Source organism: Microbacterium sp. NPDC089695 (assembly GCF_044749085.1).
Taxonomy (GTDB): domain Bacteria; phylum Actinomycetota; class Actinomycetes; order Actinomycetales; family Microbacteriaceae; genus Microbacterium.
Genome location: NZ_JBIVHG010000001.1, coordinates 1,576,260 through 1,599,823 on the forward strand (window position 1 = coordinate 1,576,260; position 23,564 = coordinate 1,599,823).

Here is a 23,564-nt window from a genome sequence, read left to right on the forward strand (position 1 = left end):
CTCCCGGCGATCGCGCCGATGGACCGCTCCCATCGTTGGGATACCAAACTTGTTCCGCGCGCATCCGGATGAGAGAATCCCGGTATGGCCGAGGTGGGGGCTGCCGGCGAACTCGAGTCGGTCAGGGTGACGCGCATTCTGCGCGATGACATCGTGCTCGGTCGTCGCGCCCCCGGTTCCCGACTCGTCGAGCGGGACATCGCAGCGGAGCTCCACGTGTCACGGCTTCCGGTGCGCGAGGCGATCCGTGCACTCGTGGCCGAAGGCGTGGTCGTCGCCCGGCCGCGCACGTGGGCCGTGGTGCGCGAGTTCACTCGCCGCGACATCCAGGACTTCGGAGAGGTGCGCGAGGCGATCGAGACGCTGATCTTCGTGTTCGCCGCCGAGCGCCATACCGAAGAGGGGATCGCCCGTCTTCGGGAGGCGTACCTGCGTGAGCGCGCGGCCGCCGAGGCGGGCGAGATCGAGGCGGCCCGGATCGCGGCGGGCGAGTTCCACGCCGTGTCGGCGGAGATCGCCGGCAACGAGATGCTCGGCGAGCTCATCGGCGTGTTCCTCACGCGGCTGCGGTGGCTCTTCGGTCAGCACGACGACCTGTTGGCCATGGCCGAGGAGCACCGCGTGATCCTCGAGGCCGTGGAGACCAGGGACGTCGCGTCGCTGCGCCGGCTCATCCCGCAGCACCTCGCCAGCGGTCAGGCAGTGGCGGAGGGAAGGCTCGACCAGGCCGCATCGGCGTGATCCCGAGCCGCGCGGTCTTCTCGTCGTTCTGCCCTCTTGTATACCCCTAGGGGGTATAGTGGGATGACGACCGACGGAAGGAACACCATGACCACCACCGCGTACGCCGTGACCGGCATGACCTGCGGGCACTGCGAGGGATCCGTCCGCTCCGAGGTCGCGAAGCTCGAGGGCGTGACCGCGATCGAGGTGAGCGCCGCGTCCGGCAGCCTCCTCGTCACGACCGACCACGCGATCGACGACGCCGCCGTGCTGGCCGCGGTCGACGAGGCCGGATACCGCGCCGTCCGCGCCTGAGCAGAACCGTGACGACCTCGTACGACCTCGAGATCGGCGGCATGACCTGCGCGTCGTGCGCGGCGCGCATCGAGAAGCGCCTCAACCGCATCGACGGGGTGACCGCCTCGGTGAACTACGCGACCGAGAAGGCGCATGTCGACACCGTGCCCGGCGTGGCAGCCGACGACCTGATCTCCGAGGTCGTGCGCAGTGGGTACACCGCGCGGCTGCCCCGCACCGACGATGCGGACGAGCCGGATCCCGCCTACCGTCTGCTCCGGCGGCGGCTCATCGTCGCGGTCGTGCTCGCCCTGCCGGTGATCCTGCTCGCGATGGTCGAGCCGCTGCAGTTCGCGGGATGGCAGTGGGCGTCGCTCGTGCTCGCGACGCCCGTCGTCGGGTGGGCGGCGTGGCCGTTCCACGTGGCGGCGGCGCGCAACGCCCGGCATGGGACCGCGACGATGGACACCCTGATCTCGGTCGGCGTCACGGCGGCGTATCTGTGGTCGCTCTATGCGCTGTTCTTCGGCACCGCAGGCATGTGGGGGATGACGCATCCGTTCCGCCTCACGATCGAGCAGGGCGACGGACTCGGCAGCATCTTCCTCGAGGTCGCGGCCGGTGTCACGATGTTCCTCCTGCTCGGGCGGTTCCTCGAGCAGCGGTCCAAGCGCCGCGCCGGGGCCGCGGTGCGGGCGCTCGGCGAGCTGGGAGCCAAGGACGTCGCCGTGGTGCGGGACGGCGAGGAAGAGCGGATGCCGCTGAGCCGCCTCGCTGTCGATGACGTGTTCGCGGTGCGTCCGGGCGAGAAGATCGCCGCCGACGGGGTCGTGATCGAGGGGACATCGGCCGTGGACGCCTCGATGCTCACCGGTGAGGCCGTTCCCGTCGAGGTGCAGCCGGGCGACGTCGTCACCGGCGCGACCGTCAACGTCGGAGGGCGACTCCTCGTGCGGGCGGCGCGGGTCGGCGCCGATACGCAGCTCGCCCGCATGGCGCGACTCGTCGAGGAGGCGCAGTCGGGCAAGGCCGAGGCGCAACGACTCGCCGACCGGCTGTCGGCCGTGTTCGTGCCGATCGTGTTCGCGATCTCGGCGCTCACGCTCGTGACCTGGCTGGTCGTCGGCGGGGGAGCCGCTGCGGCGTTCACGGCGGCCGTGGCGGTGCTCATCATCGCCTGCCCGTGCGCACTGGGCCTCGCCACGCCCATGGCGCTGCTCGTCGGCACCGGCCGCGGCGCCCAACTCGGCGTGCTCATCAAGGGGCCGGAGGTGCTCGAGTCCACGCGACGCGTCGACACGATCGTGCTCGACAAGACGGGCACCGTCACGACCGGACGGATGACGCTCGTCGACGTGATCCCCGCGGAGGGCGAGTCCGCCGACCAGGTGCTGCGCATCGCGGCGGCGCTCGAGGACGCATCGGAGCATCCCCTCGCCCAGGCCGTCGTGCGCGGCGCGCTCGAACGCTTCGGGCACGTGCCCGGCGTCACGGACTTCCGTAGCGTCCAGGGGCACGGCGTCACCGGAGTGGTCGACGGCAAGGCCGTCGTCGTGGGCCGCCCGTCGCTCCTCGCCGACGGGTCGATCACCCTCGACGCGTCTCTCGCGGAGGCGTTCTCGCGTGCGGAGGACGCCGCCCGCACGCCGGTCGCGGTCGGATGGGACGGCCGCGTGCGCGGCATCCTCGTGGTCGCCGATCGGGTGCGGGCAGGTGGCGCGGAGGCGGTCGCGGCGCTGCGTGCGCTGGGCCTCGAGCCCGTGCTGCTCACGGGCGACAACGAGCGGGCGGCACGGGCCGTCGCCGACGAGGTCGGGATCGACGATGTGCGGGCCGGTGTGCTCCCCGAGCAGAAGGCCGCGGAGGTCGCCGCGCTGCAGCGGGACGGCCGAGTCGTCGCCATGGTCGGCGACGGCGTCAACGATGCGGCGGCCCTGGCCCTGGCCGATCTCGGCATCGCGATGGGCACCGGCACGGATGCCGCGATCGAAGCCTCCGATCTGACTCTCGTCCGCGGTGATCTGTGGGGCGTCGTCGACGCGATCCGTCTCTCGCGTCGCACCCTCGCGACGATCCGGGGCAACCTCTTCTGGGCGCTCGCGTACAACGTCGCGGCGATCCCGCTCGCGGCACTGGGGCTCCTCGCGCCGATGCTCGCCGGCGCGGCCATGGCGTTCTCCAGCGTCTTCGTCGTGCTGAACAGCCTGCGCCTGCGCCGGTTCCACAGCGCCGCGCGCGAGCGGATGAACTAGTCGCGTCACCGGGGCCTGGCTATATTTGGCCCTACGGAATCGTTCCGGAAGCACGTCCATGTTCTGGGGAGCGATATGCGGGTCATCTCGGTGATCGCCGGAGTGCTGCTCCTCGGCGGTGGAGCGGTGCTCGTCGCGGTCGCCGATCAGCAACGTGTCGAGGCGCTCGCCGAGGCCAAGGCCGCCGTGGTCCGCGCCCAGGAGGGTCTCGACGCCGCTCACGACGAGAACGAGGCACTCGCGCGTCGGCTCACCGACCTGCGTTCTCTCATCGCCGAGCAGGATGCCCGGATCGCCGACGACACGGGTTTCCTGCCATGAGGTCGGCGTGCTGACCCGCCGGCTCGTCGCGGTCATCGCCGTGGGCGCGGTGATGGTGGCGAGCGGCGTGATCGGTCGTGCCGTCGCTCTGGACGCCGAGCGTGCCGACGTGATCGCCGAGCTGCGGCAGCTGTCGCAGGCGACGAACACGGCGCAGATGCGCACCGACCACCTGACGGGGTTGATCGAGATCGCCGAGCACGACACGGCCGACCGCGACGCCGTGCTCGCGGTGCGGCCGGCGTTCCTCGACGAGATCACCGCCTTCGGCGCGGTCGTCACGGGCAGCGGTGGCGCCGTCGACACCTCGACCCATATGGCGTCGGCGCTGTCGGCGCAGCAGACCGTGCTCGCCGAACACGACGACCCGGCCGTGGTCGTCGCGGCGACCGCCACCGTGCACGCCCTGACCGAGAAGATCGGCGAAGAGGTCGCGACGTGGCAGGCGTCGCAGTCCGCGGGGCCGGGCGGCCCGGCATGGTCGTCGAGCGGCCCCGACGGGTATGCCCGGGTGCGCGCGGCCCTCGACACGGTCGGCGGGGCGGGCGTGGGACTCTACGAGTCGGCATCGTGCGCGGGCGGAACGGCCCCGGCCTGCGCCAACAGCAACGGGTACATCAAGTACCGCGCCGACATCGCGGACTGGGGCAGCGAGCGCCTGAACTGGGCCATGGCTCATGAACTGGCCCACATCTACCAGTTCCGCGTGTGGGGGTCGCTGACCTCGGCGGGCGCCTACCACTCGCTGTTCGGCGGCGACCCCGAGTTCCTCGCGAACTGCATGGCGGTGGTGCGCGGCTACCCGGGGTCCGTCGGCTGCGACACGGATCAGCAGGCCTGGGCCTCCGGCATCTGGGTCGGCGTGGTGCGCTGACCTCAGGAGATCGGCGTGGTCGTGTCGGTGGCCGCGCGCAGCGGGCGACGCATCACGCGCCAGTACGACGAGGGGCTGAGGCGTACCAGCAGATCGATGATCCGCGCCTCGCGGCCCACCATCGTCCGGGCACGGCGCCTCTCGATCGACCGGATGATCTGCGCCGCGGCATCCGCGGGTTCCGTGTGGTACATCCGGGCCTGGGCCGATGCCGCCCGCGCTGCCACCTCGGGGTCGATCGCCGCCGCGTACCGCCCGTGCAGGATGATGCCGGTGCGCACGCCTGCGGGATACACGGCGCCCACCGTGATACGGCTGCCTTCGAGCTCGTGACGCAGCGCCTCCGAGAAGCCGCGCACGGCGAACTTGCCCATCGCGTAGGGGATGCGACCCGCGGGCGCGGCGAGCGCGTACACGCTCGCGAGATGTGCGATGTGGGCGTCCGGTGCGGCGCGCAGTGCGGGCAGCAGCGCCTTCGTGATCGACACCGTGCCCCAGAGGTTCACGTCGGTCAGCCAGCGCATCTCCTCCATCGTCAGCTGGTCGAGCGTGCCGAGCATCGAGGAGCCCGCGCAGGTGACGAGCGCGTTGATGCGCGGATGCACGAGCTCGATGTCGTGGGCCGCCGCGAACACGGCATCGTCGTCGCGCAGATCGACGACGTGCGTCGTGACGGTGCCCGGCAGCGCGGCTGCGAGGACGGTCAGCGCCTCGGCGTCGCGATCGAGCAGCGCGAGATGCACGCCGCGCGGAGCGAGCAGCCGCGCGATCTCCGCGCCCATCCCGCTCGCGGCGCCCGTGATCACCGTCGTGCTCCCGGTCAGCGCGAGACGCGTCATGCCTGCTCCTCCTGCCGCTGATCGGCAGCGGCGCCGATGCCCTGGCGGGCCGTCGCGACCCGCATCCGCTCCATTCTCACCGACCGCCGCCCGGGGCGAAACCGGTACGCTCGACAGTGAGGAGGTTGCGGTGGGACGAACGGCTGAGGCCATCGCGGAAGGCGTCGCGATCGCGACCGCTGCGGCGCGCCTCGTGGTCAAGAACCACATCCTCATCGGCACCATCGCCGAGGACGGCGTCTTCGACATGCAGAAGTACGTGGACGACGCGCGCGAGGCCCTCCGAGCAATGGCCGAGGAGTCCGAGGAGGCCGAGGAGAATCTCACGGCGCTGCGCAAGCGGGCCAGGGGGCGTCACTCCGATCCCTCCGGCACGCACGACTACCGCGATCGCGACGTGCGCAACCTCCGTCGTCGGGCGAAGCAGTCGCACGGGGTCGCGACGCGGCTGCGTGAGATGATGCAGGACGACGACGCCCTGCGCGGCATCGTCGAGGAGGCCAGGGAGGCCGCCTGGGCGGATGTGCGTCACAACCTCGACCGTCGTCTGCGCGTCGAGGGCATGCGTCCCGATCACGATCCCGACTACGACACGATGCGCGACGCCCGCATGCAGGCGCTCCGGCTCGTCGACCTGCAGGCGCTGTCATCGCTGCAGCGGGCCAAGGCCAAGCGGCGCAAGAAGCAGGAGAAGGCCGCGGACCGCGCGTCCTGACCCCTCGATTCGCAATCGCCTGGTGACTGTTATAAGCTGTTCCACGGCCCGCTGAGCGGTCCAGGAGCGCCCGTAGCTCAATGGATAGAGCATCTGACTACGGATCAGAAGGTTAGGGGTTCGAGTCCCTTCGGGCGCACATCACCGGAAATCCCCGTCGCATCTGCGGCGGGGATTTCTGCATCCCCGGGCTCCGTCGAAAGATCAGAAACGCGTCCGAAGCGCCCGCCTCCGACGCGTTTCTGATCTTTCACAGCCGTGCGTCCGACGTCAGCCCAGGAGGGTGACCCCGAAGCCCGCGACGACCGCGCGGAGCTCGTCGAGGTAGCGCTGGGCCTGCTCGGTGAGCGGGATGGCGGTGTGCCCGATCCATCCGATCTCGATGCGCTCGTCGACCGCGAGGGGGATGGCGACGATCTCGGGGTCGAGGTCGTCGCTGATGATGCCGGTCGAGATCGTGTAGCCGTCGAGGCCGATCATGAGGTTGAAGATGGTCGCGCGGTCGGAGACCCGGATCTCCTGTGCGCTCGACAGCGTCGACAGGATCTCCTCGGCGAAGTAGAACGAGTTGTTCGCGCCCTGGTCGAATGTGAGCCGCGGGAACCCGGCGAGGTCGTCCAGCGTCACGCGGTCGCGAGCGGCGAGCGGGTTCTTCCGCGACACGAAGATGTGCGGGTCGGCGAGGAACAGCGGGCGGAACGACAACCCGGAGTCGCGGAGCAGCTTGTCGATCACGCTGCGGTTGAAGTCGTTGCGGTACAGGATCCCGATCTCGCTGCGCAGCGTCCTGACGTCTTCGATGATGTCCCACGTGCGGGTCTCGCGCAGCGAGAACTCGTACTGGGCGGCGCCGCTCGCCTTCACCATCCGCACGAACGCGTCGATCACGAACGAATAGTGCTGCGCCGAGACGCCGAGCAGCCGGCGCGACGGCGGGCGGCCCAGATAGCGCTGTTCGAGCAGGGCCACCTGCTCGGTGACCTGTCGGGCGTATCCGAGGAACTCCGTGCCGTCGGCCGTGAGCGTGACACCCCGGGCCGAGCGGAGGAGGAGGGTGCGCCCCGCACGCGTCTCGAGATCCTTCATCGCCGCGGACATGGTGGGCTGCGAGACGTAGAGCAGGTCGGCGGCCGCGCTGATCGACCCCTCGGCGGCGACCTCGACGAAGTAGTGGAGCTGCTGCAGGGTGATGCCGCTGGATGCACGAGCCATAGGTAGAGACTATATGGATGTATAGCCGGTGGTAGTTACCCGATAGGAGCGCGGGGGCTGCACGATGGATTCACCGACTTCCAGCAGATGGGCCGCTCATGGCGAACGACTTCACGTTCCACATCACCACCACGCGTTTCGACGAGGACTACACCCCGTCGGACGACTCGCGCATCACCACGAACTTCGCGAACCTCGCCCGCGGCGAGCACCGCCGGCAGAACCTCCGCAACGCCCTCACGATGATCGACCGACGCTTCAACGACCTCGCGCACTGGGACAACCCGACCCGCGACCGTTACACGCTCGAGCTCGAGATCATCTCCGCGGCGCTCGAATTCGCCGACGGCGGCGATGACGAACGGTTCCCGCTGCTCGAGGTGCTCGACATCACGATCGTCGATCGGCGTACCGGCGAGCGTCACCACGGCATCGTGGGCAACAACTTCTCGTCCTACGTGCGCGACTTCGACTTCAGCATCCTGCTCCCCGCTGCGGCGGAGGCCGCCGGACGGTTCACCGTTCCCGACGACTTCGGCGCGTTGCACGGCAAGCTCTTCCGCCGGTTCCTCGACTCCGAGGCCTACCGCGAGCGCTTCAGGACGTCGCCCGTCATCTGCATCAGCGTGTCGACGAGCAAGGAGTACCGCCGCACCGAGAACCACCATCCGATCCTCGGCGTCGAGTACGTGCAGGACGACGACGGCGGCTCGCTCACCGACGCCTACTTCGGCAAGATGGGCCTGACGGTGCGTTACTTCATGCCTCCGGGGAGCGTCGCGCCGCTCGCCTTCTACTTCGAGGGCGACCTGCTCGGCCAGTACTCCAACCTGCAGCTGATCGGCACGATCGCGACCATGGAGACGTTCCAGAAGATCTACCGCCCGGAGATCTACAACGCCAACTCCGCGGCCGCGAGCGTCTACCGTCCGAGCCTCGATCAGAGCGACTACTCGACGACCGAGATCGGGTACGACCGCGAGGAGCGCAGCCGACTCGCCCTCGCCCAGGGCACACACACGCAGGAGCACTTCATCAAGCCGCACGGCGAAGCGCTGGCGCAGTGGGCCGCCACCTATCAGGTCGCGGCCGCGTGAGCGCGCCGATCGTGGGCGAGATCCTTCCCACCTCGATCGTCGGCAGTCTGCCCAAGCCCTCGTGGCTGGCGCAGCCCGAGACGCTGTGGTCGCCGTGGAAGCTCGAGGGCGACGCGCTGGCCGAGGGCAAGCGGGATGCACTGCGCAGCGCCGTGCAGGAGCAGACCCGCCGCGGCATCGACGTGATCAGCGACGGCGAGCAGACCCGCCAGCACTTCGTCACCACGTTCATCGAGCACCTCAGCGGCGTCGACTTCGATCAGCGCGAGACCGTACGGATCCGCGACCGGTACGACGCGAGCGTGCCGACCGTCGTGGGGGCTGTGAGCCGCGAGAAGTCGGTGTTCGTCGACGACGCGAAGTTCCTCCGTCAGCAGACCGACAAGCCGATCAAGTGGGCGCTGCCCGGGCCGATGACCATGATCGACACGCTGTCGGACCGGCACTACCGCAGCCGCGAGAAGCTCGCGTGGGAGTTCGCCACGATCCTCAACCAGGAGGCGCGGGAGCTCGAAGCGGCAGGAGTCGACGTGATCCAGTTCGACGAGCCCGCGTTCAACGTCTTCTTCGACGAGCTGAAGGACTGGGGAGTGGCGACGCTCGAACGGGCGGCCGAGGGACTGCGCGCCGAGACCGTCGTGCACATCTGCTACGGCTACGGCATCAAGGCGAACACCGACTGGAAGGCGACGCTCGGAGCGGAGTGGCGCCAGTACGAGGAGTCGTTCCCGCTGCTGCAGACATCGATCATCGACACGGTGTCGCTGGAGCGGGCGCACTCGCACGTGCCGCTCGACATCATCGAGCTCATCCGCGGCAAGAAGGTCATGCTCGGTGCGATCGACGTGGCCAGCGACACGGTCGAGACACCCGAGCAGGTCGCCGACATCCTGCGGGAGGCGTTGCCGTTCGTGGATGCCGACAAGCTCGTGGCGAGCACGAACTGCGGCATGGCCCCGCTGCGCCGTGACGTCGCCCTCGCCAAGCTCAGCGCGCTGAGTGCGGGCGCGGCTCTGCTGCGGGACGAGCTCACGGCATCCTGACTCGGGTGCATCTGCAGGACCGATGCACAGATGCAGGGCCGGAATACGGCGTCCGGTCGTGCATCCGTGCTCTCGTCCTGCACGTGGACGGGCGGGCGCGGGTCGGACGAGGACGGACCCGGGATGCCGTCAGCCGAGCAGGCTGGTGATCGCGGGGTCGCGGCGGGCGACCTCGGCCGCTGTCGCGATGATGACGTCGCGCATGGCGGCGACGGCGACCGCGGGGGTGACGTCGGCGCGGTGCGCGAGGCTCACGACCCGGGTCATCATCGGATGCGTGAGCCGCACCGAGCGCAGCGCGGGCTGGTCGAGCAGCACCATCGCGGGCACCACGGCGACGCCCACGCCGCGCTCGACGAAGCGGAGCACGGCATCCATCTCGGCGCCCTCGAGCACGTGCGTGGGTGTGAGCCCGGCTGAACGGAACGCCGCGTCGGTGGTGGCGCGCAGTTCATAGGTCTCGTCGAGGGCGATCAGCGGAAGCGTGGCGAGGTGCTCGAGCCCGATCGCCGGAGTCACGGCGATCGGCGGGGCGGCCGCCGATGAGACGACCACGAGCTCCTCGGTGAGCAGCGGCAGGCGCGAGAGGCTGAACCCCGACGGCGGCGGCCCATCGGACTCGGTGATGAGGGCGATGTCGACGGCGCCGACCGCGAGCTGTTCGACGAGAAGGCGGGAGCCGCTCTCGTCGAGGTGCAGGTCTACGCCCGGGTGTGCGGCGTGGAAGGTGCTCAGCGCCTCGGCGACGAGGCTGATGCACAGCGTGGGCGGGGCGCCGAGTCGCACGCGTCCCCGTCGCAGTCCGGCGAGCTCGCCCATCTCCTCGCGGATCGCCTCGGCCTCGGCGAGCATCCGCAGCGCGCGGGGGAGCAGGGCCTCGCCGGCTGCGGTCAGATTGATGTGCCCGCGGGCGCGGTGGAACAGCTCGGCGCCGAGCTCTCGTTCGAGGGTCGAGATCTGGCGGCTGAGCGACGGCTGGGCCAGATGCAGGTGCTCGGAGGCCCGCGTGAAATGGCCGAGGCGGGCGACCTCGACGAATCCGCGGAGCTGCTCCAGGTTCATGCCTGCAGTCTATCGAAACGAGTGAAACTATGCATTGGACGCTATCAGGGTGACCTACCTAGCGTGGAAGGCATGAGTACACGCGAACGTCAGATCTCCACCACGGTCCTCGTCATCGGGACCGGCGGATCGGGCCTCCGGGCTGCGATCGAGGTGGCCGAGCACGGCATCGACGTCCTCGCCGTCGGCAAGCGCCCCCGACAGGATGCCCACACCTCGCTCGCCGCCGGCGGCATCAACGCCGCGCTCGGCACGATGGACGCCGAGGACACCTGGCAGCAGCATGCGGCCGACACCATCAAGGAGAGCTATCTGCTAGCCAACCCACACACGGTCGAGATCGTGACGCAGGGGGCGGAGCGCGGCATCCGTGATCTCGAGCGCTGGGGCATGGACTTCGCGCGTGAGGACGACGGCCGCATCTCGCAGCGGTTCTTCGGTGCGCACACCTTCCGCCGCACCGCGTTCGCCGGCGACTACACCGGCCTCGAAATCCAGCGCACACTCGTCGCGAAGGCCGAGCGGCTCGACGTGCCCATCCTCGACAACGTCTACATCACGCGGCTGCTCGTGCGCGACAACGTCGTGTTCGGCGCCTACGGCTTCGACCAGGCCGACGGCACGCGCTACCTGATCCACGCGGATGCCGTGATCCTCGCCGCGGGCGGGCACAACCGCATCTGGCGCCGCACCTCCTCACGGCGCGACGAGAACACGGGCGACTCGTTCCGCCTCGCGGTCGAGGCGGGAGCGCGCCTGCGCGATCCCGAGCTCGTGCAGTTCCACCCCTCCGGGATCATCGAACCCGAGAACGCAGCCGGCACGCTGATCTCCGAGGCCGCGCGCGGCGAGGGCGGTATTCTGCGCAACGCCTTCGGCGAGCGGTTCATGGAGAAGTACGACCCCGAGCGCATGGAGCTGTCGACCCGCGACCGCGTCGCGCTCGCCGCGTACACCGAGATCGCCGAAGGACGCGGCACCGAGAACGGCGGCGTCTGGCTCGACGTCTCGCACCTGCCGCGCGAGACGATCATGACCCGTCTGCCGCGCGTCTACCAGACCATGATGGAGCTGCAGATGCTCGACATCACGACCGATCCGATCGAGATCGCCCCCACCGCGCACTACTCGATGGGCGGCGTGTGGGTGCGTCCCGACGACCACCAGACCGACGTCGACGGCCTCTACGCGATCGGCGAGGCGTCGAGCGGTCTGCACGGTGCCAACCGCCTCGGCGGCAACTCGCTGATCGAGCTGCTCGTCTACGGGCGCATCGTCGGCCAGGCGGCCATGGCCCATGCGGCCGGCCTCGACGCGCAGAAGCGGTCGGCGGATGCCGTGGCGCGGGCCCGCGCCGAGATCGACGACCTGCTCGCGGCCGACGGACACGAGAACGTTCGCGCTCTGCAGCGCGCGATCCGCAACACCATGACCGAGCACGCGGGCGTCGTGCGCTCGGAGGACGGACTGCGCGCCGGTCTCGCGGAGCTCGACATGATCGAGGGACGGCTGGAGGACATCGGCATCCACCCCGACATCGCCGGGTTCCAGGATCTCGCGCACGCGTTCGACCTCAAGGCCTCGGTCATCGCGGCGCGCGCCACCATGGAGGCCGCGCTGGAGCGCCGCGAGACGCGCGGATGCCACAACCGCAGCGACTTCCCCGACACCGACCCGACGCTGCGCGTGAACCTGGTGTGGAGCCCGAGCGCGGGCGTGACGCGTGAGGAGATCCCGCCCGTACCGGAAGAGATCGCCGAACTCATGCGCGACGTCGACACGACCGGCAAGCTCGTCGAATAGGCGCCGATCTCGTTCCGGTCGCACTCCGTGCCGTCGCCGCGCCCTCGGAGCGGCACGACCTGCGACCGGAACGCGGGCGGCGGGGGTGGGGTAGGAGCCGCCTCAGTCGCCCTGGTCCGCCTGCGGACCGTCGATGACCCCGATCCCGACCGCCTGATGGTCGGGCTCGGGGTCATCTGTCTTCGGCGCCTTCGGCTCCTCGCCCGGATCCTTCTCGGTGCTCGGTTCCGCGAGCTGTTCGGTGCTCGGCGCGCCATCCGCGTCGACGTCGTCTTCCGCGTCCGCCGTGGAATCGGACTGTTCGGGAGAGCTCGCGGTGACCTCGCCCGCATCGCCCGACGCCGGGGTCGGAGTGGGAGTCTGCGCCTCGGCATCCGCTGCAGGCTGGTCGGGTGTGGTGTTCGACATCATGCTCTCCCTTGCGTTCGTGAGGTTCCCTCAGCCTCGCGCCGGATCGCCATCCCCGGAAGGGGCTTGACGTCGCCGCAGACGACGTACGCTGGTGACGTGACAGCGTACGTCTCGGCCTTCGACTTCTTCTCCATCGGAGTGGGACCCTCGAGCTCCCACACCGTCGGCCCGATGCGAGCGGCGCTGGAGTTCGCTCGGCGTCTCACCGCGACCGGAGCGCTCGATCGCGTGGCCCGCGTATCGTGCACGTTGTTCGGCTCGCTCGGCGCGACGGGCATCGGTCACGGTACGCCGGACGCCGTGGTCGCCGGCCTGCGCGGACTCGCCCCCGAGACGTGCGACCCCGCAGACGTGCGCGCGGCGTGGACCGACTACCCCGACGGTGCGCCGTTGCGCATCGACGGCACGCACGACGTGCCGTTCGCGAAGGACGACATCGTGTTCGCACCGCGCACGCGGCTGCCCGGTCACCCGAACGCCATGACCATCACCGCGACGGATGCCGGAGGCGACGTCGTCGTCGAGGAGACCTACTACTCGGTGGGCGGCGGCTTCATCCGGCGCGACGGGGAGGACGCGACGCTCGCGACGGCGGCGCTCCCGTACTCGTACGCCGACGCCGCCTCGCTGCTCGCGCTGTGCGACGAGCACGGCCTGTCGATCGCCGAGCTGGCGCGGCTCAACGAGTCGGCGATGCGGTCGGAGGACGAGGTGGCCGCGGGGCTCGACGCGATCTGGGACGCGATGTCGGGCTGCGTCGAGGCCGGGCTCCACAGCGACGGCGTGCTCCCCGGCATCCTCAAGGTGAAGCGGCGTGCGAGCGTGATCCGCGGACAGCTCGAGGAGGTCGAGGCCGACGGGCACCGTGAGCTCCCCGGCGAGTGGCTCGGCGCCTTCGCGCTCGCGGTCAACGAGGAGAACGCCGCGGGCGGACGGGTCGTGACGGCTCCCACGAACGGGGCGGCCGGCATCCTTCCCGCCGTCGCGATGTACTGGTGGCGGTTCCTCGCCGACTCGGGGCTCGGCGCCGGCAACGCCGTCACGCCCTACGGCGAGCTGGTGGGCAGCGCGCTGCTCGGCTTCGGCGCGGAGGCATCGCTCGTGGCGGTCGGCGCGATCGACGACCCCGACGCCCTCGCGGAGGCGAACCGTCGTCGCGGCATCCGACGCTTCCTGCTGACCGCCACCGCGCTGGGGTCGCTCTTCAAGGCGAACGCCTCGATCTCGGGCGCGGAGGGCGGATGCCAGGCCGAGGTCGGGTCGGCGTGCGCCATGGCAGCCGGCGGGCTGACCGCCGTCATGGGCGGCACCAACCGGCAGATCGAGAACGCCGCCGAGATCGCGATGGAGCACCACCTCGGGCTCACGTGCGATCCGATCGGCGGCCTGGTGCAGATCCCGTGCATCGAGCGCAACGCGATCGCCGCGTCGACCGCCGTGACGGCGGCCCGTCTCGCGCTGCGCGGCGACGGTAGCCACTACGTCTCGCTGGATGCCGTGGTCGAGACCATGCGTCAGACCGGCATGGACATGTCGACCAAGTACAAGGAGACCAGCGAGGGCGGCCTCGCGGTCAACGTCATCGAGTGCTGACCGGCGGTGTCGGCGGCAGCGCGTAGCGTCGAACGCATGGAGTCGATCTGGACGCCGGGCAGCCGGCGGAAGCGCGAGCAGCCGATCGTGTCGGTGCGCGCGGCGGATGATGCGCCCGCGCCCACGCGGGAGTGGCCGCTCAGCATCCCCGCAGTGGCCCAGGTGCTGAGCGACGGGATCGACCTCGACCCCGGCGTCACGTTCCTGGTGGGAGAGAACGGCAGCGGCAAGTCGACGATCGTCGAGGGCGTCGCGGGGGCCTACGGTCTGTCGCCGGAGGGCGGCTCACGCAATGCCCGCCACAGCACACGGCCGACTGAGTCGCCACTGAGCCAGTGGTTGCGACTGCAGCGAGGGATCGGCGCGAACCGGTGGGGGTTCTTCCTCCGGGCCGAGACCATGCACTCGTTCTACACCTACCTCGAGGCGAACCCGTCGACCCGCGGACCCGACGTCCCGTTCCACGAGATGAGCCACGGGGAGTCCTTCCTCGCCCTGCTCGAGAGCCGCTTCGACGAGCCGGGGTTCTATTGTCTCGACGAGCCCGAGGCGGCGCTGTCGTTCCAGTCGACGCTCGCGCTCATCGCCGTGCTGCAGCGCATCGTCGACGAGGGCGGGCAGGTGCTGTGCGCGACGCACTCGCCCGTGCTGGCCGCGCTGCCCGGAGCGAAGATCCTCGAGGTCGGCGAGTGGGGTATCCGTCCTGCGGAGTGGCACGACCTCGAACTCGTGAACCACTGGCGATCGTTCCTGCAGGACCCACCTCGCTACCTCCGCCACCTCCTCGCCTGACCGCGCGTCCTGTTGACCCGGCGCCGCCGCCGGGAGGATAGTCATCGCATGACGAGTGCGTCGGCGGTGGAGGTCGCGGGCCTGCAGGTGCGCCGCGGGAGGGCCACGGTGTTCGAGAGCCTGGACCTCACGATCCCGCGCGGGCAGATCACGGGTCTGCTCGGCCCCTCGGGCTGCGGCAAGACCACGCTGATGCGGTCGATCGTCGGTGTGCAACGCATCACCGGAGGAACCGTGACTGTGCTGGGCGAGGCCGCCGGGTCGCCGCGTCTCCGACACCGGGTCGCCTACGGCACGCAGGGTGCCGCGGTGTACGGCGACCTCACGGTTCGGCAGAACCTCGCGTACTTCGCGTCGGTGCTGAAGGCGCCCAAGACCGACGTCGACCGCGTGATCGACGAGGTCGGTCTTCGGGGCCAAGCCGGGCAGCTCGTGGAGTCGCTCAGCGGCGGCCAACGGACCCGCATCTCTCTCGCCGCGGCCCTCGTCGGGTCGCCGGAGCTCATCGTGCTCGACGAGCCGACCGTGGGCCTCGACCCGGTGCTGCGCGTCGAGCTGTGGGACCTGTTCCACGGGCTCGCCGAGCGCGGGGTCACCATGGTCGTGTCGAGTCACGTCATGGACGAGGCGTTGCGCTGCGATCGGCTGCTGCTCATGCGCGCCGGGCGCATCATCGCCGACACCACCCCGACCGACCTGCTGCACGACACCGGCACGACCGAGCCGGATGCCGCGTTCCTCGCGCTCATCGATCGCGACACGGCAGAGCACGAGGCCGCGAGAGGCACCGAGACGCGGCGCTCGCGGCGGGAGACCGGGCGATGAACGGCGGGCGGATGCTGGCGACGGCCGGCCGGGTGCTCGCACAGCTGCGGCACGACCCGCGCTCGATCGCGCTCATGCTGATCGCACCGAGTCTGCTGGTCGGCCTGTTCGCCTGGCTGTTCAGCGATCAGGACGGGGTGTTCGACCGGTTCGGCGGGGCGATTCTGGCGCTGTTCCCGTTCATCGTGATGTTCCTGATCACGTCGATCACGACGCTGCGCGAGCGGCGGTCGGGAACGCTCGAACGGCTCATGACCACACCGCTGGGCAAGGCCGACTTCATCCTCGGCTACGCGCTCGCGTTCGGCCTCATGGCTCTGCTGCAGGCGGTGATCACGGTGTCGTTCGCGGTCGGGGTGTGCGGCCTCACGGTCGACGGGGAGCTCTGGCAGTTGGGCCTGGTCGCGGTCGTCGACGCCCTGCTCGGCACGGCGTTGGGCCTGCTCGCGAGTGCATTCGCGCAGACCGAGTTCCAGGCGGTGCAGTTCATGCCGTTGCTCGTGTTCCCGCAGATCATCCTCGGCGGGCTGTTCATGCCGCGCGACCAGATGCCCGACGTGCTGCACGCGATCTCCGGCTGGCTGCCCCTCAGCTACGCGATCGACACGATCAACGCCGTCACGGCGGGCGACGACGGGTGGGACGTGTACCGCCCGCTTCTCGTGGTCGCCGCGTTCGGAGTGGGGGCACTGGTGCTGGCGTCGCTCACACTGCGCCGCCGCACGGCCTAGCCCCGACGCCTGCCTCCCGGTCGTCGAGCGGGCGCACGTCCCCGGTCGTCGAGCGGGCGCACCGAGACGAAACGTCTCGGACGTCGCAGGTCGCAGATGCATGCCCGAACGACGGATGCAGGTCGAGAAGGGGCGGTCCGGCCCTGCATCCGCCATTCGGTCATGCATCCGAGCGGTGCCGCGCGGCTCCGAGCGGTGCCGACCAGAGCCGAGCGGCTCGCGCTCCTCAGTGTGCCGCCCGGTTCTTCGTGTGCCGCGTGGGCGCCGCGGCCCAGGGGTCTTCGGGCCAGGGATGCTTCGGGTACCGGCCTCGCATCTCGGCGCGCACCTGCGCGTACGGCCCCGACCAGAACGAGGCGAGGTCGTCGGTGACGGCGAGGGGGCGTCCGGCGGGGGACAGGAGGTGGAACAGCACCGGCACGTGTCCGTCGACCAGTCGCGGCGTCTCGGCCCACCCGAAGCACTCCTGCAGCTTCACGGCGACCACGGGACGCGCGGCGTCGTCGTCGTGCTGGGGATAGCCGATGCGCACCCTCGAGCCGCTCGGCACCTCCAGGCGTTCGGGAACGAGCTCGTCGAGCCGGGCGGCCTCGGGCCAGGGGAGAAGGCGGCGCACCGCCGACGTCAGATCGATCTTCGCGGCGGGCATCCCGGTGGCGAGCGCGTCGAGTTCCTGAGCGATCCAGGCGTCGAGAACGGCGAGCAGCCCGGCATCCGACACGTCCGGCCACGGATCGCCGAGCTCCCGTCGCAGCAGCGCCAGGCGACGCCGCACGGCCTCTGCGGAATCCGACCAGGTGAACACGTCGAGTCCGTCGCGCTGCAGTGCCCTCCGCACGGCATCCCGCCCCTCTGCGGCTGACGGGCGCACCGGTGCCGATGAGATCGGAATCGCACCGATGCGGCGCTCGCGCCGGGCCTGCACGCGACCGCCGACGAACTCCGCCTCGACGCGGTCGGTCAGCAGATGACTCGCGGCGTGCGCGATCTGTGCCTCGGTGAGGGCCGCGGCGGCACGGATGATCGCCCCCGAACCCGCGGCGGCGCGACCGGACGCCCGCGCGACGTCGGCGGCCACGATCCATTCGGCGCCGGCGAGAGGGCCCCGCAGTCCCGCACGGGTGCCGGATGCGAGCAGGAACGTCGCGCCGTCGACCGTGCGCTCGACGCGGTGCGCGATGCGCTCGGGAAAGGCCAGCGCGACCACGAGCCCCACCCCGTCGAGCGTGCTGCCGTCGAGCCCGCTGCCGTTGAGCCCGCTGCCGTCGGATCCGGGGCGGACGGATGTACCCGGGGTCACGGGGGCGAGCCGTTCCAGGCGGTCCGCGTCGCTGCGCCAGCGCCGGGCATCCGGCGTGCGGCCTCCCCGCAACGAGACGAGCATCGGAGCGATGTCGGTGTCGCCGACCCGAGCGTCGCCGCTCAGCACCGCCACCACCTCGGCCGCGAGCCGTGAACCGACGATCGGGGCACCGTCGCGCAGCGCGCGAGCGAGTCGCGGGTCGGTCGGGACGCGGGCGAGTGCACGGCCCTCCGGGGTGGCGCGCCTTTCGTCGTCGATCGCCCCGAGCCCCCGCAGCACGGTGAGCGCGTCCGCGAGGGAGTCGGCGGGGAGCGGATCGATCAGACGCAGCCCCGCACCGCCCGGCGCACCCCAGCAGGCGAGCAGCAGTGCGGCATCGGCGAGGTCGGTCACCGCGATCTCGGGGGCCGGACGCGCGGGCGCCGCGGCGTAGGTGCGCGCGTCGACGCAGCGGATGACCGTGCCGGGGCCCTGGCGGGTGGCGCGTCCGGCACGCTGCACGCTGGAGGATCGGGGCGCGGAGGTCGTGACGAGGCCGGTCATGCCGCGGGCCGCATCGCGCTGCGGATGCCGGGACAGACAGCTGTCCACCACGAGGCGGACGCCGGGCACCGTGAGCGACGACTCCGCGAGCGAGGTCGTCACGATCACGCGCGGCGGCTCGTCGGGGCGGCGGCCGCGGATCACGGCATCCTGCTCGGCCGCCGGAAGCTGACCGTGCAGCTCGCGCACGTCGAGCGTCTCACTCGCGTCGCGGATGCGCCGGGCGATCTCGGAGACCTCGCGGGCGCCGGGCGCGAAGACCAGTACGTCTGCCGCGGGGTCGTCGCCGGTGAGCTCCCGGGCCGCGGCGACCGTGGTGCGCGCGACGTGGTCGAGGAACCCGCGGGTCACGCCGCGTTCGTCGATGCGCGGGGCGCTGCTCGGTGCCCAGCGCTCCGTCAGCGGGAACGCCGGGACGTCGTGGTCGACGATGGGCGCGGGCGCGTCGACGGATCCGATCACCGCGGCGATACGGGTGGCGTCGAGCGTCGCCGACATCGCCACGAGCACGAGGTCGTCACGGAGTTCGCGCACCTCTGAGAGCAGGCCGATCAGCAGGTCGGTCTCGAGCGCCCGTTCGTGCACCTCGTCGATGATCACGGCATCCACACCGTCGAGGCCCGGGTCGTCGAGCATCCGCCGCAGGAGGACGCCGGCCGTGACGAACTCGATCCGCGTCGAGGGGCCCGTGGAGCGCTCGCCGCGGACCGTGAATCCCACACGGTCGCCGAGGGTGGATCCGTCGAGCTGCGCGAGGCGTCGGGCGGCGGCGCGGGCGGCCACGCGCCGCGGCTGGGTGACGATCACGCGGCCGCTCGACCGGGAGGCCAGCAGCGGTGGCACCAGGGTGGTCTTGCCGGTGCCGGGCGGTGCGCTCACGACCAGGGACGTGCTCTCTTCGAGGGCGGCGTCGATCTCGGGTAGGGCCGCCGCGAACGAGAGCCCCGCGCCGATGGCGGCGAGGTCGAAGGCGGCGGACGTCATGCGTCCAGTCTGCCCGGTCGCGCCGGGCGGTCTCACAACTCCGGAGAACCGTGGCCATCGGACCCCAACAGGGGCATGTCGGGCCCTGACGCCGACGGATCTCCGGAGTTACGGCGGGCGCGGGCATGAAACAGCGGATGCCGCGACCTGGGTGGGCCACGGCATCCGCTGTTCTCGTCGTTCTACTCCGCTGCGGCGGCCGGCGGGGCGGGCGGCGGCGGGGTGGTGGGCTTCGGCTCGCGCTTCGGTGCGGCGGCGGTCGCGGAGGCGACGCCTTCTCCGATGCCGCGGCCGACCGCCTGGCCCTGGATGATCGATGCGAGGTCGAGTCCGGTCGCCGAGCTCACGCTGTCGAACACCGACTTGAGCGCCTTCGCGCTGTCGGCGCCGACGACGTTCGAGGCGCCGTCTTCGCTCGAGCCGCCGATGATCGACACGCTGCCGATCGCGGCGTACCCCTTCGCGAACTCGGCCATGATCGCCGGCAGCGTCTCGAGCACACGCTGCGAGAGGAACGCGTCCTGGTTGGAGGCGATGGCCTTCGCCTCGGCCTCGACGGCCGCGGCGCGCGCCTCACCCTCGGCGCGGATCGCGTCGGCTTCGGCGCTGGCGCGCAGGCGGCGAGCCTCGGACTCGGCCTCGGCCTGTGCGCGCAGGGCGTCGGCCTCACCGGTCGCTCGGGCGATCGCGGCGGCGGCCTCACCGTCGGCCTTGGCCTTGTCGGCCTGGGCCTGCTGCTCCGCGATGCGGGTGCGCGCCTCGGCCTGCTTGACCTGCTCGATCGCCGCCGCCTCGGCTGCGCGCTCGCGCGTGTAGAGCTCGGCCTGAGCGCGGGTCTCGGCCTCGTACCGCTGCGCGTCGGCGACGCGCTTGACGTCGGCGTCGAGCTGGGCCTGCTTGTTCTCAGCCTGCTGCTGCAGAACGGCCTGCTCGGCCTGGGCGCGGGCGAGCTGCTCGGCCTGCTCGGCCTCGGCGCGGGCACGACCGATGCCGGCGTTGGCGTTGGCGGTGTTCGTGTCGAGGGCGGTCTGCTCGACCAGGTTGGCTTCCTGGTTGGCGATGTTCTTCTGGTTGATCGCACGGTCGGCGTTGGTCTGAGAGATCTCCGCCGACTGTCGCTTCGCCTGGATCTCGGGGGCGCCGAGCGAGCCGATGTAGCCCACCTTGTCGGTGATGCCCTTGATCTGGAACGAGTCGAGGATGAGGCCCTGCTCGGCGAGCTCCTGCGAGACGTCGGCCGCGATCTGGTCGGAGAACTTCTTGCGCTCACGCATGAGCTCGACGACCGAGAGGGTCGCGACGATGCCGCGGAGCGCACCTTCGAGCTGCTCGGTCGTGAACTGCTCGATGGCCTTGTCCTGCGACGCGAACCGCTCGGCGGCACGGCGCACGAGGATCGGGTCGGAGCCGATCTTCACGATCGCGACGCCGTCGACGTTGAGCGTGACGCTGTCGAGCGACTGGGCCTCGGCGTTGAGCGACACCTGCCGCGAGCGCAGCGAGATGATCTCGTGGCGCTGCGTGATCGGGTTGACGAGCGACTTGCCGTTCACGATGACGGTGACGGGCGATTCCGACATCTCGTCGCGCGCCGTGCCGTCGGCGCCGATGACGGCGCGTGCGACCTTCTGCTTGCGGCCCGAGATGACGAGCGCCTCGTCGGCGCGCGCGACCTTGATCCAGCTGCGGGCGAACAGCAGCAGGATCAGCAGGATGACGACGGCGGCGACGACCGCGATGCCGATGATGACGAGGATGCCGACGATTCCGGCGATCTCCATGGATGACCTCCCTGGTTCCCCCCGAGGGGGTGGTCTGCGTTCCCGGCGCGAGATGCCGGGACTCGGTTCCACCCTGCCAGAAACCGGGGGATGCCGTCGCGGGGAGAACTCCCCTGGGGACGGTTCGGGCGGAGAATGCTGCGTCGGGCGGAGGACCGACGCGTGAGGCTCCGCCCGACGCGGAGAACTCCGCCCGATCCTACGCGTACGGATCGACGACGAGGGATGCCGGAGGCGTCAGCGTCCGCGGAGCTTCTGCGCCAGGTCGCGCAGCACCCGCAGCTCGTCGTCGTCGAGCACCGACATGCGCGCCGCGATCGAACGACCGTGCACGGTGGCGACACTGCGGAACGCCCGTGCTCCGGCATCCGTCGCGGTGATGAGCGCGCCGCGGCCGTCGTCGGGGTCGGGGCATTTGGTCACGAGGCCGCGCGTGACCATGCGGTCGACGAGGCGCGAGACGCTCGGCTGGCTGATGAGCATGTTCGCGGTGACGTCCCGCAGCCGAGCGGACATCTCGGGGGAGCGGGTGACCGTCAACAGCACGTCGTACTCGGCCTGTGCCAGGTCGGAGTGATCGAAATCCGCGTTCATCTCGGTGAACAGCTCGTGCTGTGCGCGGAACAGGCTCTCCCATGCGTCGAGGGCGAGCTTGCGATCGGTCATGGGAAAAGAGTACGGCAACAGTAAAGGGCCGGTCGGAGAGGCTCCCGACCGGCCCTTGTCCCTTGCACCAAGAGTGTCCTGCAATCACATGAGGTGGATGCCACAGCAAACATTCACCGTGCGATCACTCTATAACGGCGAGGTAACGAATGCAACGGTTTGGTCACGGATTCTCGGGACGTCGTTCCGTCAGCCGTTTTCGAGTGAGCGGCGTCGCGGCGGGAGCGTGTGCATCGTCGCGAGCGCCAGTAGACCGTACGAGGGAACGAAGATCCTGCCGTCCGGCAGGTAGCCGTTCACCTCCGGGAACAGGTCGTCGGCCGGGACGTGGAGCGGGCCGGCGTCCCCCACGACGTACGACAGCACGAGACCGGCGATGCCGAGGAGAGCGACGATCACCGGCCACCCTCCGTGCCGCACCCACCACGCGCGGAGAAGTGGTGCGACGCGCAAGGGGAGTCCGAGCAGGAACGCCGCGATCGTGATCACGGCCGACCCGAGCGCGAGGCCGACCACTTGCATTCCCTCCGAGTACTGGTCGGAGACGGAGATCCACGTCGCGGCCACGACGAACGTGATGAGGCCTGTGGCGAACACCTGGAGGGGAAGCCAGTTCCACGCTCGGCGGGCGTCCGGCGAGGGGGCCGGAAACGCCTCGTCTGCCGACGCCGGGGCGGGATACGGGGATGACATGGGCGAAGCGTATCGTCCAAGCCGACTCCCATGACAAGACGCGTCACGTCACAAGACGCATCACGTCGAGGTCGAGCGAGATGGCGACGACGCAGAGCCCTGCCGAAGCAGATGCCGCGCGAAGAATCGTCCGGCGTCCTCTCCCGCCCACTCGGGCACCCCGGTGTGACCGCCCATGTTCGCGAGCAGGGTCTTCTCGGTCGAGCCGAAGGCGTCGAAGAGGTCGAGCGCCATTCCACGGTCGTTGCCCTCGTCGTCCCACTGCAGCAGCATGTGCACGGGCACCGTGACGCGACGGGCATCGTCGGACGTCGCCCGGGGGACGTAGCTCCCGGCGAAGAGCCCGGCGGCGACGATGCGCGGATCGGCGGCCGCGAGCCTCGTGCCGACCGCGATGACCCCGCCGGAGATCGCGACCCTTTGATCGACCTCGGGGAGGCCGAGCACCGCATCCATGGCGCGCTGCCATTCGGGCACCGCCCGTTCGACGAGCGGCAGGATGAGCCGGTCGATGATGTCCGCGTCGGGAACACCGCCAGCAGCCAGCACTCGCCGCAGGTCGTCGCGCGCTTCGGATGCCCCGGGGAGCGACGGACGGCTCCCGGTGCCGGGCGGTTCGATCGCGACCGACGCCATGCCGAGGCGGCCGGCGCTGCGCGCTCTCGAGCGGAGGCGCGGCAGCATCCGTTCCATCGAGAAGCCGCCAGGCTGCCCCATCAGAATGAGCGGAGAGGGAGAGGATGCGGCGGCGGATGCCGGTGTCCAGAGGACTCCGTCGATGTCGCCGAGGGAGAAGTCGCGCTCGACGAGAACGTCGTCGCGACGTGGTTCGGAAGTGAAGATCATGGTCGTGCCTTTCGGGACGCTGCGAAGTCGCGGCGCTCCCGGACGACCTATCGTCCGACCGAGACTCCTGCGAGGAGCACCCCTGTGGATTCGTTCACGGGTCTCACCTCCTCGGTCTCACTGCGCGGTCGTCAGGGAGGCTAGCAGATCTCCGCTCC

Annotated in this window: 22 protein-coding genes and 1 tRNA gene; 14 read left to right on the forward strand and 9 right to left on the reverse strand. The window is 70.5% G+C overall.

The genetic code is table 11. From position 1 onward, the window contains the following. Positions 1-84 precede the first annotated feature (84 nt). From ACIPYT_RS07660 to ACIPYT_RS07680, 5 genes are all read left to right on the forward strand, one after another. Complete coding sequence (locus tag ACIPYT_RS07660; RefSeq protein WP_401072230.1) at positions 85-741, forward strand: GntR family transcriptional regulator; 657 nt, start codon at positions 85-87, stop codon at positions 739-741. Between the two features lie 87 nt (positions 742-828). Continuing rightward, on the forward strand, positions 829-1,038 hold the full coding sequence (locus tag ACIPYT_RS07665; protein WP_401072232.1) for a heavy-metal-associated domain-containing protein: 210 nt from the start codon (positions 829-831) through the stop codon (positions 1,036-1,038). Between the two features lie 41 nt (positions 1,039-1,079). Then, positions 1,080-3,272 carry a heavy metal translocating P-type ATPase gene (locus tag ACIPYT_RS07670; RefSeq protein WP_401074771.1) on the forward strand — a complete coding sequence of 731 codons (2,193 nt, stop codon included), beginning with the start codon at positions 1,080-1,082 and terminating at the stop codon, positions 3,270-3,272. 75 nt (positions 3,273-3,347) lie between these two features. Continuing rightward, entirely contained in the window at positions 3,348-3,593 is a 246-nt protein-coding gene (locus tag ACIPYT_RS07675) for a hypothetical protein (RefSeq protein WP_401072234.1), read from the forward strand. Between the two features lie 7 nt (positions 3,594-3,600). After that, a complete protein-coding gene (locus ACIPYT_RS07680) occupies positions 3,601-4,467 on the forward strand; it encodes a hypothetical protein (protein WP_401072236.1) in 867 nt (288 codons plus the stop codon). A 2-nt stretch (positions 4,468-4,469) separates the two neighbouring features. On the opposite strand, the gene ACIPYT_RS07685 is transcribed toward ACIPYT_RS07680, so the two are convergent. Further along, positions 4,470-5,306, reverse strand: coding sequence for an SDR family NAD(P)-dependent oxidoreductase (locus ACIPYT_RS07685; RefSeq protein WP_401072238.1), 837 nt, complete (start codon positions 5,304-5,306; stop codon positions 4,470-4,472). 130 nt (positions 5,307-5,436) lie between these two features. Between ACIPYT_RS07685 and ACIPYT_RS07690 the strand changes: the two genes are divergently transcribed. Both ACIPYT_RS07690 and ACIPYT_RS07695 read left to right on the forward strand, forming a co-directional pair. Continuing rightward, positions 5,437-6,021: an asparagine synthase gene (locus ACIPYT_RS07690; protein WP_401072240.1), complete on the forward strand. Its 585-nt coding sequence runs from the start codon at positions 5,437-5,439 to the stop codon at positions 6,019-6,021. 66 nt (positions 6,022-6,087) lie between these two features. After that, a tRNA-Arg gene (locus ACIPYT_RS07695) sits at positions 6,088-6,160 on the forward strand. Positions 6,161-6,291: 131 nt separating this feature from the next. Here the strand turns inward: ACIPYT_RS07695 and ACIPYT_RS07700 are convergent. Continuing rightward, positions 6,292-7,233, reverse strand: coding sequence for a LysR family transcriptional regulator (locus ACIPYT_RS07700; RefSeq protein ID WP_401072242.1), 942 nt, complete (start codon positions 7,231-7,233; stop codon positions 6,292-6,294). Positions 7,234-7,331: 98 nt separating this feature from the next. Here ACIPYT_RS07700 and ACIPYT_RS07705 point away from each other — a divergent pair, with 98 nt between their 5' ends. Both ACIPYT_RS07705 and ACIPYT_RS07710 read left to right on the forward strand, forming a co-directional pair. Then, complete coding sequence (locus ACIPYT_RS07705) at positions 7,332-8,330, forward strand: putative oxygenase MesX (RefSeq protein WP_401072244.1); 999 nt, start codon at positions 7,332-7,334, stop codon at positions 8,328-8,330. 11 nt (positions 8,331-8,341) lie between these two features. After that, on the forward strand, positions 8,342-9,373 hold the full coding sequence (locus ACIPYT_RS07710) for a methionine synthase (RefSeq protein ID WP_401074774.1): 1,032 nt from the start codon (positions 8,342-8,344) through the stop codon (positions 9,371-9,373). A gap of 129 nt (positions 9,374-9,502) precedes the next feature. On the opposite strand, the gene ACIPYT_RS07715 is transcribed toward ACIPYT_RS07710, so the two are convergent. Next, the gene (locus ACIPYT_RS07715; protein WP_401072246.1) at positions 9,503-10,435 is read right to left on the reverse strand and encodes a LysR family transcriptional regulator; all 933 of its coding nucleotides are present in this window, start codon (positions 10,433-10,435) and stop codon (positions 9,503-9,505) included. A 72-nt stretch (positions 10,436-10,507) separates the two neighbouring features. Here ACIPYT_RS07715 and ACIPYT_RS07720 point away from each other — a divergent pair, with 72 nt between their 5' ends. Further along, positions 10,508-12,238, forward strand: a complete 1,731-nt coding sequence (locus tag ACIPYT_RS07720; protein ID WP_401072248.1) for an L-aspartate oxidase — start codon at positions 10,508-10,510, stop codon at positions 12,236-12,238. A gap of 102 nt (positions 12,239-12,340) precedes the next feature. Here ACIPYT_RS07720 and ACIPYT_RS07725 read toward each other — a convergent pair whose 3' ends face one another. Further along, positions 12,341-12,646 carry a hypothetical protein gene (locus ACIPYT_RS07725; protein WP_401072250.1) on the reverse strand — a complete coding sequence of 102 codons (306 nt, stop codon included), beginning with the start codon at positions 12,644-12,646 and terminating at the stop codon, positions 12,341-12,343. A gap of 99 nt (positions 12,647-12,745) precedes the next feature. On the opposite strand from ACIPYT_RS07725, the gene ACIPYT_RS07730 reads away from it, so the two are divergent. Genes ACIPYT_RS07730 through ACIPYT_RS07745 form a run of 4 tightly spaced genes read left to right on the forward strand, consistent with a single transcriptional unit; the run spans position 12,746 to position 16,590 of the window. After that, positions 12,746-14,242, forward strand: a complete 1,497-nt coding sequence (locus tag ACIPYT_RS07730) for an L-serine ammonia-lyase, iron-sulfur-dependent, subunit alpha (RefSeq protein ID WP_401072252.1) — start codon at positions 12,746-12,748, stop codon at positions 14,240-14,242. A gap of 36 nt (positions 14,243-14,278) precedes the next feature. Continuing rightward, positions 14,279-15,034, forward strand: coding sequence for an AAA family ATPase (locus ACIPYT_RS07735; RefSeq protein WP_401072254.1), 756 nt, complete (start codon positions 14,279-14,281; stop codon positions 15,032-15,034). A 48-nt stretch (positions 15,035-15,082) separates the two neighbouring features. After that, positions 15,083-15,859 carry an ABC transporter ATP-binding protein gene (locus ACIPYT_RS07740; protein ID WP_401072256.1) on the forward strand — a complete coding sequence of 259 codons (777 nt, stop codon included), beginning with the start codon at positions 15,083-15,085 and terminating at the stop codon, positions 15,857-15,859. Further along, positions 15,856-16,590 (forward strand): ABC transporter permease, encoded by a 735-nt coding sequence (locus ACIPYT_RS07745; RefSeq protein ID WP_401072258.1) that lies wholly within the window; start codon positions 15,856-15,858, stop codon positions 16,588-16,590. The genes ACIPYT_RS07740 and ACIPYT_RS07745 overlap by 4 nt, the downstream gene beginning before the upstream one ends. Positions 16,591-16,816: 226 nt before the next feature. Here the strand turns inward: ACIPYT_RS07745 and hrpB are convergent, their stop codons facing one another. The 5 genes from hrpB to ACIPYT_RS07770 form a co-directional block, all read right to left on the reverse strand. Continuing rightward, positions 16,817-19,420, reverse strand: coding sequence for an ATP-dependent helicase HrpB (hrpB, locus tag ACIPYT_RS07750; protein ID WP_401072260.1), 2,604 nt, complete (start codon positions 19,418-19,420; stop codon positions 16,817-16,819). A 182-nt stretch (positions 19,421-19,602) separates the two neighbouring features. Further along, positions 19,603-21,201 (reverse strand): SPFH domain-containing protein, encoded by a 1,599-nt coding sequence (locus ACIPYT_RS07755; protein ID WP_401072262.1) that lies wholly within the window; start codon positions 21,199-21,201, stop codon positions 19,603-19,605. A 237-nt stretch (positions 21,202-21,438) separates the two neighbouring features. Next, positions 21,439-21,867 carry a MarR family winged helix-turn-helix transcriptional regulator gene (locus tag ACIPYT_RS07760; protein ID WP_401072264.1) on the reverse strand — a complete coding sequence of 143 codons (429 nt, stop codon included), beginning with the start codon at positions 21,865-21,867 and terminating at the stop codon, positions 21,439-21,441. A 189-nt stretch (positions 21,868-22,056) separates the two neighbouring features. Next, positions 22,057-22,560: a hypothetical protein gene (locus tag ACIPYT_RS07765; protein WP_401072266.1), complete on the reverse strand. Its 504-nt coding sequence runs from the start codon at positions 22,558-22,560 to the stop codon at positions 22,057-22,059. A 60-nt stretch (positions 22,561-22,620) separates the two neighbouring features. Next, on the reverse strand, positions 22,621-23,406 hold the full coding sequence (locus tag ACIPYT_RS07770; protein ID WP_401072268.1) for an alpha/beta hydrolase: 786 nt from the start codon (positions 23,404-23,406) through the stop codon (positions 22,621-22,623). Positions 23,407-23,564 lie beyond the last annotated feature (158 nt).